This window comes from Agrobacterium sp. NPDC058088, from assembly GCF_042885035.1.
GTDB lineage: Bacteria > Pseudomonadota > Alphaproteobacteria > Rhizobiales > Rhizobiaceae > Agrobacterium.
The window spans coordinates 796,800-814,192 of record NZ_JBHVSU010000002.1 but is presented as its reverse complement, the minus strand read 5'-3'; the positions used below and the strand labels follow the sequence as shown (position 1 = coordinate 814,192).

Annotated in this window: 14 protein-coding genes; all 14 read right to left on the bottom strand. The window is 59.0% G+C overall.

Going from position 1 to position 17,393, the window contains the following annotated elements; translation table 11 throughout:
* Positions 1–18 precede the first annotated feature (18 nt).
* The 14 genes from proS to nuoE all read right to left on the bottom strand — a co-directional run bounded on the left by proS (position 19) and on the right by nuoE (position 17,381).
* Positions 19–1,341 (bottom strand): proline--tRNA ligase, encoded by a 1,323-nt coding sequence (gene proS, locus ACFVTJ_RS09345; RefSeq protein ID WP_386906601.1) that lies wholly within the window; start codon positions 1,339–1,341, stop codon positions 19–21.
* Between the two features lie 658 nt (positions 1,342–1,999).
* Positions 2,000–2,305 (bottom strand): DUF1467 family protein, encoded by a 306-nt coding sequence (locus tag ACFVTJ_RS09340; protein ID WP_386906599.1) that lies wholly within the window; start codon positions 2,303–2,305, stop codon positions 2,000–2,002.
* Positions 2,306–2,436: 131 nt separating this feature from the next.
* Complete coding sequence (locus ACFVTJ_RS09335; protein ID WP_386906597.1) at positions 2,437–4,104, bottom strand: ribonuclease J; 1,668 nt, start codon at positions 4,102–4,104, stop codon at positions 2,437–2,439.
* Positions 4,105–4,307: 203 nt separating this feature from the next.
* On the bottom strand, positions 4,308–5,048 hold the full coding sequence (locus tag ACFVTJ_RS09330; RefSeq protein ID WP_004441337.1) for a biotin--[acetyl-CoA-carboxylase] ligase: 741 nt from the start codon (positions 5,046–5,048) through the stop codon (positions 4,308–4,310).
* A gap of 26 nt (positions 5,049–5,074) precedes the next feature.
* Entirely contained in the window at positions 5,075–6,517 is a 1,443-nt protein-coding gene (nuoN, locus tag ACFVTJ_RS09325; RefSeq protein ID WP_386906595.1) for an NADH-quinone oxidoreductase subunit NuoN, read from the bottom strand.
* A gap of 18 nt (positions 6,518–6,535) precedes the next feature.
* Complete coding sequence (locus ACFVTJ_RS09320) at positions 6,536–8,047, bottom strand: NADH-quinone oxidoreductase subunit M (protein ID WP_386906593.1); 1,512 nt, start codon at positions 8,045–8,047, stop codon at positions 6,536–6,538.
* Entirely contained in the window at positions 8,047–10,044 is a 1,998-nt protein-coding gene (nuoL, locus tag ACFVTJ_RS09315) for an NADH-quinone oxidoreductase subunit L (RefSeq protein WP_386906591.1), read from the bottom strand. The genes ACFVTJ_RS09320 and nuoL overlap by 1 nt, the downstream gene beginning before the upstream one ends.
* A gap of 7 nt (positions 10,045–10,051) precedes the next feature.
* Positions 10,052–10,360, bottom strand: coding sequence for an NADH-quinone oxidoreductase subunit NuoK (nuoK, locus tag ACFVTJ_RS09310; protein ID WP_138795558.1), 309 nt, complete (start codon positions 10,358–10,360; stop codon positions 10,052–10,054).
* Positions 10,361–10,387: 27 nt separating this feature from the next.
* Positions 10,388–11,002, bottom strand: a complete 615-nt coding sequence (locus ACFVTJ_RS09305) for an NADH-quinone oxidoreductase subunit J (RefSeq protein WP_386906589.1) — start codon at positions 11,000–11,002, stop codon at positions 10,388–10,390.
* 136 nt (positions 11,003–11,138) lie between these two features.
* Positions 11,139–11,630: an NADH-quinone oxidoreductase subunit NuoI gene (gene nuoI, locus ACFVTJ_RS09300; RefSeq protein WP_004441327.1), complete on the bottom strand. Its 492-nt coding sequence runs from the start codon at positions 11,628–11,630 to the stop codon at positions 11,139–11,141.
* A 36-nt stretch (positions 11,631–11,666) separates the two neighbouring features.
* Positions 11,667–12,713 (bottom strand): NADH-quinone oxidoreductase subunit NuoH, encoded by a 1,047-nt coding sequence (nuoH, locus tag ACFVTJ_RS09295; protein ID WP_063951196.1) that lies wholly within the window; start codon positions 12,711–12,713, stop codon positions 11,667–11,669.
* Between the two features lie 12 nt (positions 12,714–12,725).
* Positions 12,726–14,807, bottom strand: a complete 2,082-nt coding sequence (nuoG, locus tag ACFVTJ_RS09290) for an NADH-quinone oxidoreductase subunit NuoG (RefSeq protein ID WP_386906586.1) — start codon at positions 14,805–14,807, stop codon at positions 12,726–12,728.
* A 149-nt stretch (positions 14,808–14,956) separates the two neighbouring features.
* Positions 14,957–16,261: an NADH-quinone oxidoreductase subunit NuoF gene (gene nuoF / locus ACFVTJ_RS09285; RefSeq protein WP_020012329.1), complete on the bottom strand. Its 1,305-nt coding sequence runs from the start codon at positions 16,259–16,261 to the stop codon at positions 14,957–14,959.
* 10 nt (positions 16,262–16,271) lie between these two features.
* Positions 16,272–17,381: an NADH-quinone oxidoreductase subunit NuoE gene (gene nuoE / locus ACFVTJ_RS09280; RefSeq protein ID WP_386906584.1), complete on the bottom strand. Its 1,110-nt coding sequence runs from the start codon at positions 17,379–17,381 to the stop codon at positions 16,272–16,274.
* Positions 17,382–17,393 lie beyond the last annotated feature (12 nt).

Here is a 17,393-nt window from a genome sequence, read left to right as displayed (position 1 = left end):
GCTCCGCTTTCCGCTCGCTTAGCCGAGCACCCTGTTCATCGCCGCCTCGACAGTGACGGTTTCCCGTTCGCCGGTCTTGCGATCCTTCACTTCGACTTCGCCATTCGCGGCCGAACGCGGGCCGACAATGATCTGCAGCGGCACGCCAATCAGATCGGCCGTGGCGAATTTCTGGCCTGCACGGTCGTCCGTATCGTCGTAGAGAACATCCTTGCCGGCATTGGAGAGCTGGTAATACAGCTTTTCACAAGCTGCATCGCAGGCTGCATCTCCAGCCTTCATGTTGATGATCACGACGTCGAAAGGAGCGACCGAAGCCGGCCAGATGATTCCGTTCTCGTCATGCGATGCTTCAATGATGGCGGGAACAAGGCGTGTGGGCCCGATGCCATAGGAACCCATGTGGACAGGATGTTCCTTGCCGTCCTTGCCTTGCACTTTCGCGCCCATCGGCTCGGAATATTTCGTGCCGAAATAGAAGATGTGGCCGACTTCGATGCCGCGTGCCGAAAGGCGCTCGCCTTCGGGAATCGCGTCATAGGCGGCTTCATCGTGCATTTCAGAGGTGGCGGCGTAATCGGCCGTCCATTCGTCGAACACGCCCTGCAACGCTGCAACATCGTCGAAGTCGGTGCTTTCAGCGGGAATGGCGCGGTCCAGGAAGCTCTTGTGGCAGAAGACTTCGGATTCGCCGGTATCGGCCAGAATGATGAATTCATGGCTGTGATTGCCGCCGATCGGGCCGGTATCGGCGCGCATCGGAATGGCACGGAGGCCCAGCCGTTCGAATGTGCGCAGGTATGCCACGAACATCTTGTTGTAGGAATGGATCGCGTCTTCCTTCGTAAGGTCAAAGGAATAAGCGTCCTTCATCAGGAATTCGCGCGAGCGCATGGTGCCGAAACGCGGACGCACCTCGTCGCGGAACTTCAGCTGGATATGATAGAGGTTCAGCGGCAGGTTCTTGTAGGACTTCACATAGGATCGGAAGATGTCGGTGATCATCTCCTCGTTGGTGGGCCCATAGAGCATCTGACGATCCTGGCGGTCCTTGATGCGCAGCATTTCCTTGCCGTAGTCGTCGTAACGACCGCTTTCCTGCCAGAGTTCGGCCGATTGCAGGGTCGGCATCAGAAGCTCGATGGCGCCGGAGCGGTTCTGCTCCTCGCGGATGATCTTGTTGACCTTATCAAGCACACGCTTGCCGAGCGGCAGCCAGGAATAAATGCCAGCCGACTGCTGCCGGATCATGCCGGCGCGCAGCATGAGGCGGTGAGAAACAATCTCAGCTTCCTTGGGGTTTTCCTTCAGGATGGGCAAAAAGTAACGGCTAAGACGCATGACGGCTTCCATTGATGCGGACGACAGCGCGTGAAGCGCGGGAATCGCCCCGAATAGAGGGATATTGGCGCCGGATATAGCGGTTTCCGGCCCGGATGAAAACCCGCCATGAAAAGAGCGATAAAGGTCATTTCATGGTATTTTCGCGATAGCTAATTCGCGTCAAAACGCTTTGATCGGAATATTATTCTTGATCCGGTGCGACAAATTGCACCACAGAGAATTTTTTGCCGACTGTAACAAATATGCAAAAAATCAGATGACAAGCATGGGGCTTTGGGCTAGCTTTAGCTTACAAAAGAGGCAGGAAGTTTAAATTCTTGTCATTTTCGCGGTCAGTCTTGGGAGGATCAGATCTTAGGCGCGCTCGTCGCTGCCCCGGTAACGGTTACAGATCACGCGAAACCTGGAAAACAAGGCTGAAAGGCCTTGTTTTTTTTTGCTTATCTATACGCCTCGGCTCCCTCGCCGTCATTTCGGTAAAATTACGGCGGTGAATCAGGCGCCCGGCAGGCTTCTGCTGTGTGCACGATAGATATGACATCCATATGACAGGGCATCCGACGCATCCACGGCAGATTGCCCTTTGCATAGGCAGATGCCTCGGCGAGCCCACAGCTTGAAAACGTAGAAGTGGGCGACAGCGCCCGCGCCCTTTTTAGTCGAAAACGGGAATAATTCTCGGTAAGTCATCAAGGCTGATGCCAAACCACCAGCTTCCGCCATACCATATTCCGCAGATCAGGGCAGAAATCAGCGTCGTCCATAACACGATCCGTCCGCCCTTGAAGCTGGATGGCGCGCTGGCAACCGTCCCTAGCGCCACATCGCCTTCATCGTCCTGGGTGCGCAGGCCAATCGGCAGCACGATGAAAAGCACCGTCCACCAAACGATGAAATATACGGCGAAGACCGAAAGAAGCGGCATGTGATCCTCCTGCACAATGCGATTCTTGTAACGCATTCATCCGCAAACCGGAATCATTTCTCCGCAAGAAAGCCTAAAAGAAAAATGAGAAGGGCCGCGCTTTCCGGCACGGCCCTGACATCGATGCAGAAGAAACTAACTCCCGGCTGATTGCCGAGAGCCCCGGCTCAGACCTTTGTCACAAACACGGTCACGATCGGCTTTTTGCCCCAGCTCTGATTGGCGGCGGCGCGCACGGCGCGGCGCACGGCTTCACGCAGCAGTTCCAGATCCTTGCGGCGAGCGCGCGGAATGCTTTCGACGGCGCCAAGCACGGCGTCATAAAGCGTGTCCTCCATCGCCTCATCCTCATCATCGAATTCCGGCAGGCCGAAAGGCACGACATCGGGATCGCCGAGGAAGTCGTAACGGCTGTCCAGCACGACATTAACGGCGACGTGGCCAGCAAAGGACAGCTTGCGGCGGTTGCTGATGCCCATCTCGTCCATGTCACCGACGAGATTGCCGTCCTTGAAGACGCGGCCATGTGGCACATCGTCGATCACCTCGGCCGGACCGGGCGCAAGGCGCAGAACATTGCCATTGCGCACCTTCGGCACCTGGGAAATGCCAGCCTGTTCGGCCAGTTCCTTCTGCGCCACCAGATGCGCTGCCTCGCCGTGCACAGGCACGACGATCTGCGGCTTCGTCCATTCATACATCCTCAGAAGCTCGTTGCGACGCGGATGGCCGGAGACGTGAACGAGCGCCTCATTGTCGGTGACAATGTGCACGCCCTGTTCGATCAGGCCGTTCTTGATCTCGATGATCGCCTTTTCGTTACCGGGAATGGCGCGCGACGAAAACACCACCGTGTCGCCGGAGGCGAGCGCCACATTGCGCATCTCATCGCGGGAAAGCTTTGCAAGCGCAGCGCGCGGTTCGCCCTGCGAGCCGGTCAGGATCAGCACCACACGATCACGCGGAATATAGCCGAACTCATCTTCAGCGAGGAACGGCTTGATGCCTTCCATGATGCCGAGATCCTGCGAAACGTTGACGACGCGCTTCAGCGACGAGCCAAGCAGTAGCACCTCGCGACCGGCAGCCTCAGCCGCCTGCGCGATCGAGCGGATGCGCCCGACATTGGAGGAGAAGGTGGTGACGGCCACGCGTCCCTCGGCATTTTCGATGATCTGGCGCAGACCTTCCGAAACTTCATGCTCGGAAGGCGACACACCATCCCGCAGGGAGTTCGTGCTATCGCACATCAGCGCCAGCACGCCCTCTTCACCGATGGCGCGGAAGCGGGCTTCATCCGTCAACGGCCCAAGTGACGGTGCTTCGTCGATTTTCCAGTCACCGGTGTGGATGACATTGCCGAGCGGTGTGCGGATGACCAGCGACATCGGCTCCGGTATAGAGTGGTTGACGCCAACGGCTTCGATTTCGAAGGGGCCGACGTTGATACGGTCGCCAGCCTTGAAGATCGTCACCGGAATTTCGGCGCGCGTGCCTTCATAGGCGCGCTTCGCCTCCAGCATGCCAGCCGTGAATGGCGAGGCATAGACCGGCACATTCAGGCCGGGCCAGAGATCGTTCAGCGCACCATAGTGGTCCTCATGGGCGTGGGTGATGATGATGCCCTTGAGGTTCTTTTTCTGCTCGGCGATGTAACTGATGTCAGGCAGCACGAGATCGACACCCGGAAGATCGAGGCCGGCAAAGGTCACGCCGCAATCGACCATGATCCACTCGCGCTTGCTTGCCGGCCCGTAGCCGTAAAGCGCCAGATTCATCCCGATTTCACCCACGCCGCCGAGCGGCACAAAGACCAGTTCGTCCTGTTTAGCCATTGTTTTTCTTATCCATTCACGAAAGCGCGCAGGCAACGGCAATTGGCCGTGCCCGCCGCTCTCTCTAGCATCGGACCTGTTGAACCATCTGATCGACCGGGCCGATGCGGAACCGGTTTGTCACCCTGCATTTCATGAGCCGCAGGAAAGCTCCAACCTCCGGGACCGGGTTCGGCGCGGCCTTTTTGCCATCACCGTTCACCTCATCCGAAAAACACATCGCCGGCCGCGATCGAGCGTCTTGCACCCTCGTCCTCATCCAGCAGCAGATAACCATTATCATCAATTCCGACAAAACGCCCGCCGATCGAACGGTCAGGGAAATTGACGGTGATATGTTCACCAATGCCGCAGGCCGCTGCCCGCCAGCTGGCAATGATGGCAGATACGCCCCTGCCCTCATCCCATTCGCGCAGAACCTCGGCCGTCTCACGGAAAAGGTGGGCAAATAGTTCCTCGGGCGAGCAAGATGCACCATGTTCTGACAGCATCGTAACGGGATAAAGCGGATTGTCAGGCTTATGGGCGATATTGATACCAATGCCGATGACGATGGCGCGCCGCCCGTCAGGCAAAAGCTCCGCTTCCATCAGAATGCCGCAGGTCTTGCGGCGGCCGATCAGCACATCGTTCGGCCATTTGATTTCAAGCGCTTCGCCGCCCGGCGGCAGCACCGCGCGAATGGCGCGATAGACCGCGAGCGCAAAAGCGAGCGGCAGGGAGCCGATGCGCTCCATCGGCGCGGGGTCAATCAGAAGAAGAGAGGCGTAGAGATTGCCGGGCTCCGACACCCAGGGCCGGCCACGGCGGCCGCGGCCGCCGGTCTGGCGGATGGCGGTAACCCACAGATTGCCGCCATCACCCGCCCGTGCCCGGGCGAAACATTCCAGATTGGTCGATGGCGTTTCCGCCATCGCCTCGTGCCTGATATCATCGATGGACATCCGGCCCGTATTCCTTCGTGTACTGCTCAAAAGAAGGTCTTCGCCGCAGCCGTGACCGCATTGCCAAGTGCACCGCCGAAGACGATGAAGGCTACGGTGAAGAAGGCCGAAAGCGCATAAACCACCTTCAATTCACCCGACGGACGCTCGAACTTGTCCTTAGCTTCATCAAACCACATGACCTTGACGACGCGGATGTAATAATAAGCGCCGACAACCGAGCCAATCACACCGATGATGGCGAGCGGATAAAGCTTTGCTTCGATGGCAGCCAGGAACACGTAGTACTTGCCGAAGAAGCCGGCGAGCGGCGGAATGCCGGCAAGCGAGAACATCAGGATCGTCAGAACCACCGCCATGAAGGGGTTGGAAGACGAAAGACCGGCCAGATCTTCGACAGTCTCGACATTGCCGATTTCCTTGCGGCGCATGGATAGAATGCAGGCGAAGGTGCCGAGCGTCATCACCATGTAGATGGTCATGTAAAGAATGACGCCCGAGATACCGGCTTCCGTTCCGGCCGCAAGACCGACCAGCGCATACCCCATGTGACCGATGGAAGAATAGGCCATCAGGCGCTTGATGTTCTTCTGGCCGATTGCGGCGAAGGAGCCGAGCAGCATCGACGCGATGGAGATGAAGACGACGATCTGCTGCCAGTCGGCGAAGACGGGCTGGAACGCTTCTATGACAATGCGAACGAGGATCGCCATGGCGCCGATCTTCGGTGCGGCCGAGAGGAAGGCCGTGACCGGGGTCGGCGCGCCTTCATAAACGTCCGGCGTCCACATGTGGAACGGAACGGCGGAAATCTTGAACGCCAGACCGGCGAGAACGAAGACCAGACCGAAAACGAGGCCGAGCGAACGGGTTTCGGACGCCAGAACCTGGGCAATTTCCGTAAAGCCCGTATTTCCGGTGAAGCCGTAAACCAGCGACATGCCGTAGAGCAGCATGCCGGAGGACAGTGCGCCGAGAACGAAGTATTTCAGGCCCGCTTCCGTAGAGCGCAAGCTCTCGCGGTTGATCGCGCAGACGACGTAGAGCGCGAGCGATTGAAGTTCCAGCGCCATGTAGAGCGAGATCAGGTTGTTGGCCGAGATCATCAGCAGGATGCCGAGCGTCGCGAGAACCAGCAGCACCGGATATTCGAAACGTCCGATCGGCTCGAAGCGGCCTTGGCCGACGGCGAGGATCATGGCGGTGATGGAGCCGATCAGCGCCAGCACTTTCATGAAGTTACCGAAGGCATCGGCGATGTAGACACCGCCGAAAGCCACGCCCGATGCAGGGGCAAAGATGATCCAGAGACCGACGACGAGCAGGAGGGCAACGGCAAGGCCGGTGACCGTCGTTGTCGACTTGTCGCCCGAGAAGACGCCAATCATGAGCAGCGCCAGCGCGCCGACCGCAAGGATCAGCTCGGGCGTCGCAATGTGCAGACTGGCAAAAAGGATTTCAGCGGTCATGTCCAACGGGTCCTGTCGTCAATTCATAGAGAGCGCAACATTTTGCGCCGCCTGCAGTGCAGCCGAATAGTTGTTTACCAGAAGATCGACCGATGCGGCTGTCGCATCGAACACCGGTGCCGGATAGACACCGAAGAAGATCGTCAGCACGACCAGGGGATAAAGGATAACCTTCTCGCGGGTCGACAGATCGAGCAGGCTCTTCAGGCTTTCCTTCTCCAGCGCACCAAAGATCACGCGGCGATAGAGCCACAGCGCATAGGCGGCCGAGAGGATGACACCGGTTGCCGCAAAAAGTGCAACCAGCGTGTTGGCGCGGAAGACACCGATCAGCGTGAGGAATTCACCGATGAAGCCGGAGGTGCCGGGCAGACCGACATTGGCCATGGTGAAGATCATGAAGGCCACGGCATATTTCGGCATGTTGTTAACGAGGCCGCCATAGGCCGCGATTTCGCGGGTATGGAGACGGTCATAGACAACGCCGACGCAGAGGAAGAGCGCGCCCGACACGATACCGTGCGACAGCATCTGGAAGATTGCGCCCTGCACGCCCTGAACGTTGGCGGCGAAGATGCCCATGGTCACGTAACCCATGTGGGCGACGGAGGAATAGGCGATCAGCTTCTTGATGTCGTCCTGCATCATCGCCACCAGCGAGGTATAGACGATGGCGAGAACCGACAGCGTGAAGACGAAGGGTGCGAAATAGTCCGATGCCAAGGGGAACATCGACAGCGAGAAGCGGATGAAACCGTAACCGCCGAGCTTGAGCATGACGCCAGCCAGAATGACCGAACCTGCGGTCGGCGCCTGAACGTGCGCATCAGGCAGCCAGGTGTGCACCGGCCACATCGGCATCTTGACCGAGAAGGCGGCAAAACAGGCGAGCCACAGCCAAGTCTGCATGCCAGCGGGGAAGCCGTATTTCAGCAGTTCCGTCATATCGGTCGTGCCGGCCTGCCAATACATGGCCATGATGGCGAGCATGGTCAGAACCGAGCCGAGCAGCGTGTAGAGGAAGAACTTGTAGGAGGCGTAAACGCGATCCTTGCCGCCCCACACACCGATGATGATGAACATCGGGATCAGCGTCGCTTCGAAGAAGACGTAGAACAGAACAGTATCCAGCGCCACAAAGACGCCGATCATGACGACTTCCAGCAGCAGGAAGGCAATCATGTATTCCTTGATTCGCTTTTCGATCGAATCCCAGCTTGCCAGCACGCAGAAGGGCATGAGGAAGGTGGTGAGGATGACGAAGAGCATGGAGATGCCGTCAACACCCAGATGGTATGCGGCGATGTTGCCGAACCACTGATGCTTCTCGACCATCTGGAATCCCGGGTTCGAATTGTCGAACCCGATCCAGATGAACAGCGATACGATGAAGGTGAAGACCGTCGTCAGCAGCGAGACGTTGAGAATGTTGCGGCGACCATAGGGGCCGTTCTCATTCGTCAGAAGCAGGAGCACCACGCCGACAAGCGGCAGAAAGGTGACCGTTGAAAGAATGGGCCAATCGGTCATCAGAGGGCACTCCCGAGCATCATCCAGGTGACAAGCGCCGCGATGCCGATCAGCATCGCAAAGGCATAGTGATAGAGGTAACCGGATTGCAGGCGGACCATGCGGTTGGTCACGTCAACCACACGCGCTGCAATGCCGTTCGGTCCATAGTGGTCAATGACGGCGACGTCACCCTTCTTCCACAGGAAGCGGCCGAGCGCCTTTGCGGAACGAACGAAGAGGAAGTCATAGAGTTCGTCGAAGTACCACTTGTTGAGAAGGAACTGGTAGAGCCCACGATGGGTCTCGGCCAGACGCTTCGGCGTCTCCGGCGACTTGATGTACATGTACCATGCGGTCACGAAACCAAGCGCCATTGCGAAGAACGGGCTCCACTTCACCCACAGCGGAACGTGGTGGAACTCTTCGAGTATCTCATTTTCCGGGAGCGTAAAGAGAGCGCCCTTCCAGAACTCGGCATATTCGTGGCCGAAGAAATAACCTTCGAAGGCAACACCGGCAAAGATCGCGCCAACGGTGAGGATGAAGAGCGGGATCAGCATGACCATCGGCGATTCATGCACATGGTGCATGACATCGGCAGATGCGCGCGGCTTGCCGAAGAAGGTCATGAAGGCCAGACGCCAGGAGTAGAAGCTGGTGAACAGCGCGGCGATGACCAGCAGCGTGAAGGCAAAACCGGACAGAACCGAGTGCGAGGCATAGGCGGATTCGATGATGACGTCCTTGGAAAAGAAGCCGGCAAAACCGATCATCGTTCCCGGGATACCAACGCCGGTCAGCGCCAGCGTGCCGACAGTCATGGTCCAGAAGGTGATGGGGATATGCTTGCGCAGACCGCCCATATACCGCATGTCCTGCTCGCCATCGACGGCATGGATGACCGAGCCGGCGCACAGGAACAGCAGGGCCTTGAAGAAGGCGTGCGTGAAGAGGTGGAATACGGCAGCGCCATACGCGCCGACGCCGAGCGCCACGAACATGTAACCGAGCTGCGAGCAGGTCGAGTACGCGATAACGCGCTTGATGTCGTTCTGTACAAGGCCAACGGTTGCCGCAAAGAAGGCGGTGATCGCGCCGATCAGCGTTACGATGGTCAAGGCATCATGCGACAATTCGAACAGCGGCGACATGCGGGCGACGAGGAACACGCCGGCGGTGACCATGGTTGCGGCGTGAATGAGGGCAGACACCGGGGTCGGGCCTTCCATCGCGTCAGGCAGCCAGGTGTGCAGCAGGAACTGCGCCGACTTACCCATGGCGCCCATGAAGAGCAGCAGGCAGACGCCCGTCATTGCATTCGCCTTGTCCAGATGCATGCCGAACAGGTTGATGACCGTATCCGTGGAAGCAGCGCCTTCAGCCGGCAAGTATGTAGCGGCCGCAGCAAAGATCGTTTCGAAATTGATCGAGCCGAACAGGACGAACACGCCGCCAATGCCGAGAATGAAGCCGAAGTCACCAACGCGGTTGACGATGAATGCCTTCATCGCGGCGGCAGATGCGGATGGCTTCTTGAACCAGAAGCCGATCAGCAGATAGGACGCCAGACCCACGCCTTCCCAGCCGAAGAACATCTGCAGCAGGTTGTCCGAGGTCACCAGCATCAGCATGGCGAAGGTGAAGAGCGACAGATAGGCGAAGAAGCGCGGACGATGCGGATCGTGGTGCATGTATCCGATCGAATAAAGGTGCACCAGCGTCGAGACGGTGTTGACGACGACGAACATGACGGCAGTCAGCGTATCGATGCGGAAAGCCCACTCCACGTCGATGCCGCCGGACTGGATCCAGCGCAAGACGGTGACCTTGATCACCTCGCCCGGCTCGCCGTGGGCGAGTGCTACGGTGAAGAAGACGATCCACGACAGGATGGCGACCACGATCATCAGACCGGTGGTGACATATTCAGAAGCCTTGGCGCCGATGGAGCGGCCGAACAGGCCGGCGATCAGGAAGCCGATCAGGGGAAGAAAGACGATAGCCTTGTAGATCATAGCCTTATCAGCCCTTCATCATATTGACGTCTTCGACAGCAATCGATCCGCGGTTGCGGTAGAAGACAACGAGTATTGCAAGACCGATGGCCGCTTCGGCAGCAGCAACGGTCAGGATGAACAATGCGAAGACCTGGCCGACGATGTCATTCAGGAACGACGAGAACGCCACCATGTTAAGATTGACCGCAAGCAGGATGAGCTCGATCGACATCAGGATGACGATGACGTTCTTCCTGTTGAGGAAGATGCCGAAGACGCCGATCGTGAAGAGAATGGCGCTGACCGTCAGGTAGTGGGAAAGACCGATTTCCATATTCTGTTTCCTTGGATCCGTTCGCCTTCAGATGCCCTGGCCCGGCTTGACCTTGACCGTGGTGACGGCAGTCTTCGGGTCGCGGCCGACCTGCGTGGAAATATCCTGCCGCTTGATGTCGGTGCGATGACGCAGGGTCAGCACGATGGCGCCGATCATGGCCACCAGCAGCACGAGACCGGCGAGCTGGAAGAAGTAAATGTAATTGGTATAGAGCACATCGCCGAGTGCGGCCGTATTGGTGCGTTCGGTCACAGGCGGGATGGGCATGGTGATCGACTTTGCCGCGATCGGGTTCAGCATGCTGCCACCGACGACAACGATCAGTTCCGCTGCCAGGATAACGCCGATCAGCGCGCCAATAGGGGCATATTGCAGCACACCGGAGCGCAGCTCGGCGAAATCCACGTCCAGCATCATGACGACGAAGAGGAACAGCACCGCCACCGCGCCCACATAAACCACCAGCAGGATCATGGCGAGGAACTCGGCCCCCGTCAGCAGGAACAGCGCGGCTGCGTTGAAAAAGGTCAAAATCAGGAAGAGCACCGAATGAACGGGGTTCTTCGAGGCGATGACCATGAACGCAGACGCCACGGCGACGAAAGCGAATATATAAAAGAATACAGCGTGCAGACCCATCTTGGTGCCTTCTTGTCCTCATCGGGAGAAGAGGGCTTAACGCCCCCTCGCCCGTTTCGTCCCCGCCGGCGAAAACCGCGCAGGCATTTTACTTTTCATCGCTCTCCGGGGTTGCCCCCGGAAAGACGGTTGCACCTTAACGGTAAGGTGCATCCAGTGCGAGGTTGCGCGCGATTTCACGCTCCCAGCGGTCGCCATTATCGAGAAGCTTCTGCTTGTCGAAATAAAGCTCCTCGCGGGTTTCCGTCGCGAATTCGAAGTTCGGGCCTTCGACGATGGCATCCACCGGGCAGGCTTCCTGGCAGAAGCCGCAATAGATGCACTTCACCATGTCGATATCGTAACGCACCGTGCGGCGCGTGCCGTCGTTGCGACGCGGGCCAGCTTCGATGGTGATCGCCTGAGCAGGACAGATCGCTTCGCACAGCTTGCAGGCGATGCAGCGTTCTTCACCGTTCGGGTAGCGGCGCAGCGCATGTTCGCCACGGAAGCGCGGCGAAACCGGACCCTTTTCGAAAGGATAATTGATCGTCGCCTTCTGCTTGAAGAAGTGACGCATCGTCAGGAAGATCGCGCCGACGAATTCCTTGAGGAACAGCGAGTTGACGGCTTGGGAGAGGCTTGCCATCTCAGTCTCCAGATCTTTGAGCGAGGAGTATGGACATCAACCGGCCCACCCCGTCAGCTTCAGTACGAATGCAACGATAACGACCATGGCGAGCGACAGCGGCAGGAAAACCTTCCAGCCGAGGCGCATGAGCTGGTCGTAACGGTAACGCGGAACGAAGGCCTTGGTGAGCGCGATCATGAAGAAGACCATGCAGCCCTTCAGCGCGAACCAGATGATACCCGGCACCCAGTTCAGGAACCACACATCCACGATCGGCAGCCAGCCGCCAAGGAAAAGAATGGTGGTGAGGCAGCAGATCAGCACGATCGCGGCATATTCACCGAGCATGAACATCATGTAGGGCGTGGAGCCATATTCCACCATGTGACCGGCAACCAGTTCCGATTCCGCTTCCGGAAGGTCGAAGGGCGGACGGTTGGTTTCGGCGAGGCCCGAAATGAAGAACACGATGAACATCGGGAACAGCGACAGCCAGTGCCAGTCGAGGAACGAGGCAGGCAGGCCAAGCATGGTGCCGAGGCCGGTGCGCTGGGCAAGAACGATATCCGTGAGGTTCAGCGAGCCAACGCAAAGCAGAACGGTGACGATGACGAGACCGATCGAGACTTCGTAGGACACCATCTGCGCAGCGGAACGCAGCGCGCCGAGGAACGGATATTTCGAGTTCGAAGCCCAGCCACCCATGATGATGCCGTACACTTCAAGCGACGAGATCGCGAAGATGTAGAGAATGCCGACATTGATATTGGCGACAACCCAGCCATCGGCGAAGGGAATGACCGCGTAGGTGGCAAGCGCCAGCGTCACGGCAACCAGCGGCGCCAGAAGGAAGACGGCCTTGTTGGCGCCGGCCGGAATGACGGGCTCCTTGAGGATGAACTTCAGAAGGTCGGCGAAGGACTGGAACAGACCAAAGGGACCAACGACGTTCGGACCACGGCGCAGCTGAACCGCCGCCCAGACCTTACGGTCAGCGAGAAGCAGAAACGCGATCGACACCAGAAGAACGACAAGAAGCAGCAGGGACTGGCCGACCATGATCAGCGCGGGCCAGACGTAGCTCCAGAAAAACGATTCCATAATCCCCTACCCTTACTCTGCCGCAGCCTGGAAATTGTTGCGGGCCAATGCGGAGCACTCGGCCATGACGGCAGAGGCGCGCGCAATCGGGTTCGTCAAATAAAAGTCTTTTACCGGCGAAGCAAACGCCGACTTCACGAGCGAGCCGGTTTTAGCAGCGAGAGCCTCGATATCCGAAGCCTTGCCGGCAACGATCTCGTCGGTTTCCGCCAGATGCGGATGCGCGACGTAGAGCTGGCCGCGCAGGGCAGACAGCGAATCGAAGGGCAGCTTCTTGCCGAGGACGTCGGACAGCGCACGCAGGATCGCCCAGTCTTCACGGGCTTCGCCCGGTGCAAAACCGGCACGGTTGCCGACCTGCACGCGACCTTCGGTGTTGACCCAGATACCGGACTTCTCGGTATAGGCCGCACCCGGAAGGATGACATCGGCGTTCATCGCGCCCTGATCGCCATGGCTGCCGATATAGACGGTGAATTTCGCACCCTTGTTCGACAGGTCGAGTTCATCGGCGCCGAGCAGGAAGAGAACATCCATCGAGGCAACCATGTCGGCTGCAGCGATACCGCCCTCGCCCGGCACGAAGCCGATATCGAGACCGCCAACGCGGGCAGCGGCAGTATGCAGAACCGAGAAGCCGTTCCACTCTTCGGTGACAGCGCCGACCGAGGTCGCGAGCTTGGCAGCAGCCGCAAGAACGGCAGCGCCATCAGCGCGGGACAAAGCACCCTGACCGATGATGATCAGCGGATTCTTGGCGGACTTCAGCTTCTCAATGAAGCTGTGGGAGCCATTGGCGAGATCGGAGAGCGTTTCAGAACCCGAACCAAGATATTCGTAATTGTAACGCAGCTCGCCGGCTTCGCCGATCACGCCGATCGGGAAGCCGCCACGACGCCAGCGCTTGCGAATGCGGGCGTTGAGGACGGCCGCTTCGTAACGCGGGTTGGAGCCAACGATCAGCAGGGCGTCGGCCTGTTCGATACCTTCGATGGTGGAATTGAACAGGTAGCTGGCTCGGCCGAGCGACGGGTCAAGCGCTGCGCCATCCTGACGGCAATCCACATTGGCCGAGCCGAGCGAAGCGAGAAGCGACTTCAGCGCGAACATTTCTTCGACAGACGACAGATCGCCGGCGATCGCGCCGATCTTGTTGCCGGACGTCGTGGCAACAGCCTGCTTGATCGCGCCGAAGGCTTCGCCCCAGGTTGCGGGCTGAAGGCGACCATCCTTCCGGACGTATGGCCGGTCGAGGCGCTGAGTCTTCAGGCCGTCCCAGATGAAGCGGCTCTTGTCGGAAATCCACTCTTCGTTGATGGCTTCGTTAACACGCGGCATGACGCGCATGACTTCGCGGCCGCGAGTATCGACGCGGATGGCCGAACCGAGCGCGTCCATCACGTCGATGGTTTCGGTCTTGTTCAGTTCCCACGGACGGGCGGTGAAGGCGAAAGGCTTGGAGGTGAGCGCGCCGACCGGGCAGAGGTCAACGACGTTGCCCTGCAGCTCCGAGGTCATAGCCTGCTCGAGATAGGTGGTGATTTCGGCATCTTCGCCGCGGCCGATAAGGCCGAGTTCGGCAATGCCGGCAACTTCCGTGGTGAAACGGACGCAACGCGTGCAGTGGATGCAGCGGTTCATAACCGTCTTGACGAGCGGGCCGATATATTTGTCTTCGACCGCGCGCTTGTTTTCCGCATAACGCGAACCGGCGATACCAAAGGCCATTGCCTGGTCCTGCAGGTCGCATTCGCCGCCCTGATCGCAGATCGGGCAATCCAGCGGGTGGTTGATGAGCAGGAACTCCATCACACCTTCGCGAGCCTTCTTGACCATCGGCGTGTTGGTGAAAACTTCAGGCAATTCGCCGTTCGGGCCGCCGCGAACGTCGCGCACGCCCATGGCGCAGGAAGCGGCCGGCTTCGGCGGTCCGCCCTTTACCTCGATGAGACACATGCGGCAGTTACCCGCGACCGACAAGCGCTCATGAAAACAAAAGCGCGGAACTTCGGCGCCAGCCTCCTCGCACGCCTGCAACAGCGTGAAATGATCCGGAACCTCGATCTCTTTACCGTCAACCTTGAGCTTTGCCATGGTTCTACTTACGTCCTGTTGCCTGTTCGTCCCATGTCTCACACGGTCCGCAACAAATCCTTAATCACGCCCGGCACCTTTAATCGTCTGCCAGGCGCTTCATGGTGTCGCGAGGCCGGAAATTCCGGCTCCGCTCGAAGCCTCAACGCTTATTCAGCGGCTTCCAGAACAGCGCCATCATCCATGGCCCTGTAGGTATATTGGTCGATGCGCTTTTCGATTTCCGGACGGAAATTGCGGATCAGCGCCTGTACCGGCCATGCGGCGGCGTCGCCGAGCGCACAGATGGTGTGGCCTTCGATCTGCTTCGTCACTTCAAACAGCATGTCGATTTCGCGCTTCTGCGCGTTACCCTTGACCATGCGTTCCAGCACGCGCCACATCCAGCCGGTGCCTTCACGGCACGGCGTGCACTGGCCGCAGCTTTCGTGCTTGAAGAAGGCCGCGATGCGGGCAATCGCCTTGATGACGTCGGTGGACTTGTCCATGACGATCATGCCGCCCGTGCCGAAGGAAGACTTCACTTCGCGCATGCCATCGAAGTCCATGATGGCGTCTTTCATGTCCTCACCGCGAACGATGGGGCAGGAAGCGCCGCCGGGGATGACGCCGAGAAGATTGTCCCAGCCGCCACGAATACCACCGCAATGGTGTTCGATCAGCTCGCGGAAGGACAGGCCCAGCGCGTCTTCGAAGGTGCAGGGACGCTCAACATGGCCTGACACCATGAACAGCTTGGTGCCGACGTTGTTGGGACGGCCGATGGACGAGAACCAGGCAGCGCCGCGGCGCAGAATGGTCGGGGCAACCGCGATCGATTCAACGTTGTTGACGGTCGTCGGGCAGCCGTAAAGACCCATATTGGCCGGGAACGGCGGCTTCAGGCGCGGCTGGCCCTTCTTGCCTTCAAGGCTCTCGAGCAGAGCCGTCTCTTCGCCGCAGATATAGGCACCTGCGCCGTGATGGACGTAGATGTCGAAATCCCAGCCGTTCTTGTTGTTCTTGCCGAGCAGGCCGGCATCGTAACATTCGTCGATCGCCGCCTGGAGGGCCTCACGTTCGCGCATATATTCGCCGCGAACGTAGATGTAGGCCGTGTGCGCGCCCATGGCAAAACCGGCAATCACGCAGCCTTCGATCAGCGTGTGCGGATCGTTGCGCAGGATTTCGCGGTCCTTGCAGGTGCCGGGCTCGGATTCGTCGGCGTTAACGACGAGATAATGCGGACGGCCGTCATTTTCCTTCGGCATGAAGGACCACTTGAGACCCGTCGGGAAGCCAGCGCCGCCGCGACCGCGAAGGCCGGAAGCCTTCATCTCGTTGATGATCCAGTCACGGCCCTTTTCGATGATCTGCTTGGTGCCGTCCCAGTGGCCGCGCGCTCTCACGCCCTTCAGGGACTTGTCCTTGAGGCCGTAGAGATTGGTAAAGATGCGATCCTGATCTTTTAACATGCTTCACCTCTTACCGCGGCTTCTTGCCGAAGACCCTGATATACTCGGCTTCGCCACCCTTGGCGAGCGCCTCGGCCTGCTTGACCCAGTCATCACGGCCAATACGGCCCTTGAAATTCAGATATCCATCGACCCAATCGCATTCGGACTGTTTCCAGCCGGCGATCTGCGCAAATGTGAAGATGCCGAGATCGTGCAGCGTGCCTTCGATTTTCGGACCGACGCCGGAAATCAGCTTCAGGTCATCGGGCGTGGCCGGGCGTTCGATACCGGCCGGGCGATCGGCGGAATCGAGCGACGGCTTCGGCGCCACAGGTTCCTTGCCGGCCGATTCGTTTTCCCCGGCTTTGGCATTTTCAGCAGCCGCCTTCGGTTCAGTGACCGGCGTCTTCAGCTTGGGATCGGTTTCCGGCGCATCCGTCTTCGGCTTTGCGGCGTTGGACGGCGGAACGGGGGCTGCCTCTGCTGGCGGTTCAGCCGGCTTGTCGAGGTTGGAACGATCAGGCTTGATCTCTTCCGTCAGCGTCGTCAGGCCACCGACCGGAACCGACTCGTGACGGTCGATCTGCGGACCGGTCTTGACCGTGTCGCCCTTGCCGGCCTCGAACGTGTCGATGATCTCTTCCAGACGCTCGGGCGTCAGATCCTCATAGGCATCCTTGAAGATGATGACCATCGGCGCGTTAACGCAGGCGCCCTGACATTCCACCTCTTCCCAGGAAAGCGTGCCGCTCTCATTGGTGTGCAGCGGATCGTGGTGGATCTTCTTGCGGCAGACATCCATCAGCGCTTCCGAGCCGCGCAGCATGCAGGGCGTGGTGCCGCAGACCTGAACGTGAGCCCGCGTGCCGACCGGCTTCAGCTGGAACTGCGTATAGAAGGTCGCGACCTCAAGAACACGGATATAAGCCATGTCGAGCATGTCCGCGACTTTTTCGATGGCGGCGCGGGTAACCCAGCCGTCCTGCTCCTGCGCACGCATAAGCAGCGGGATAACGGCAGATTGCTGACGTCCCTCGGGGTATTTTTTGATCGTCTTTTCAGCCCATGCGGTGTTTTCCGCATTGAAGGCAAAAGCCACGGGCTGGAACTGATCTTCGGCTAGTCGACGAACGGACATACTTCCTCACGC

Excerpts from the sequence above, each read along its gene's own strand:
- proS (WP_386906601.1), bottom strand. The coding sequence starts at position 1,341 with ATGCGTCTTAGCCGTTACTTTTTGCCCATCCTGAAGGAAAACCCCAAG.
- ACFVTJ_RS09340 (WP_386906599.1), bottom strand. The coding sequence starts at position 2,305 with ATGCGTTACAAGAATCGCATTGTGCAGGAGGATCACATGCCGCTTCTT.
- ACFVTJ_RS09335 (WP_386906597.1), bottom strand. The coding sequence starts at position 4,104 with ATGGCTAAACAGGACGAACTGGTCTTTGTGCCGCTCGGCGGCGTGGGT.
- ACFVTJ_RS09330 (WP_004441337.1), bottom strand. The coding sequence starts at position 5,048 with ATGTCCATCGATGATATCAGGCACGAGGCGATGGCGGAAACGCCATCG.
- nuoN (WP_386906595.1), bottom strand. The coding sequence starts at position 6,517 with ATGACCGCTGAAATCCTTTTTGCCAGTCTGCACATTGCGACGCCCGAG.
- ACFVTJ_RS09320 (WP_386906593.1), bottom strand. The coding sequence starts at position 8,047 with ATGACCGATTGGCCCATTCTTTCAACGGTCACCTTTCTGCCGCTTGTC.
- nuoL (WP_386906591.1), bottom strand. The coding sequence starts at position 10,044 with ATGATCTACAAGGCTATCGTCTTTCTTCCCCTGATCGGCTTCCTGATC.
- nuoK (WP_138795558.1), bottom strand. The coding sequence starts at position 10,360 with ATGGAAATCGGTCTTTCCCACTACCTGACGGTCAGCGCCATTCTCTTC.
- ACFVTJ_RS09305 (WP_386906589.1), bottom strand. The coding sequence starts at position 11,002 with ATGGGTCTGCACGCTGTATTCTTTTATATATTCGCTTTCGTCGCCGTG.
- nuoI (WP_004441327.1), bottom strand. The coding sequence starts at position 11,630 with ATGGCAAGCCTCTCCCAAGCCGTCAACTCGCTGTTCCTCAAGGAATTC.
- nuoH (WP_063951196.1), bottom strand. The coding sequence starts at position 12,713 with ATGGAATCGTTTTTCTGGAGCTACGTCTGGCCCGCGCTGATCATGGTC.
- nuoG (WP_386906586.1), bottom strand. The coding sequence starts at position 14,807 with ATGGCAAAGCTCAAGGTTGACGGTAAAGAGATCGAGGTTCCGGATCAT.
- nuoF (WP_020012329.1), bottom strand. The coding sequence starts at position 16,261 with ATGTTAAAAGATCAGGATCGCATCTTTACCAATCTCTACGGCCTCAAG.
- nuoE (WP_386906584.1), bottom strand. The coding sequence starts at position 17,381 with ATGTCCGTTCGTCGACTAGCCGAAGATCAGTTCCAGCCCGTGGCTTTT.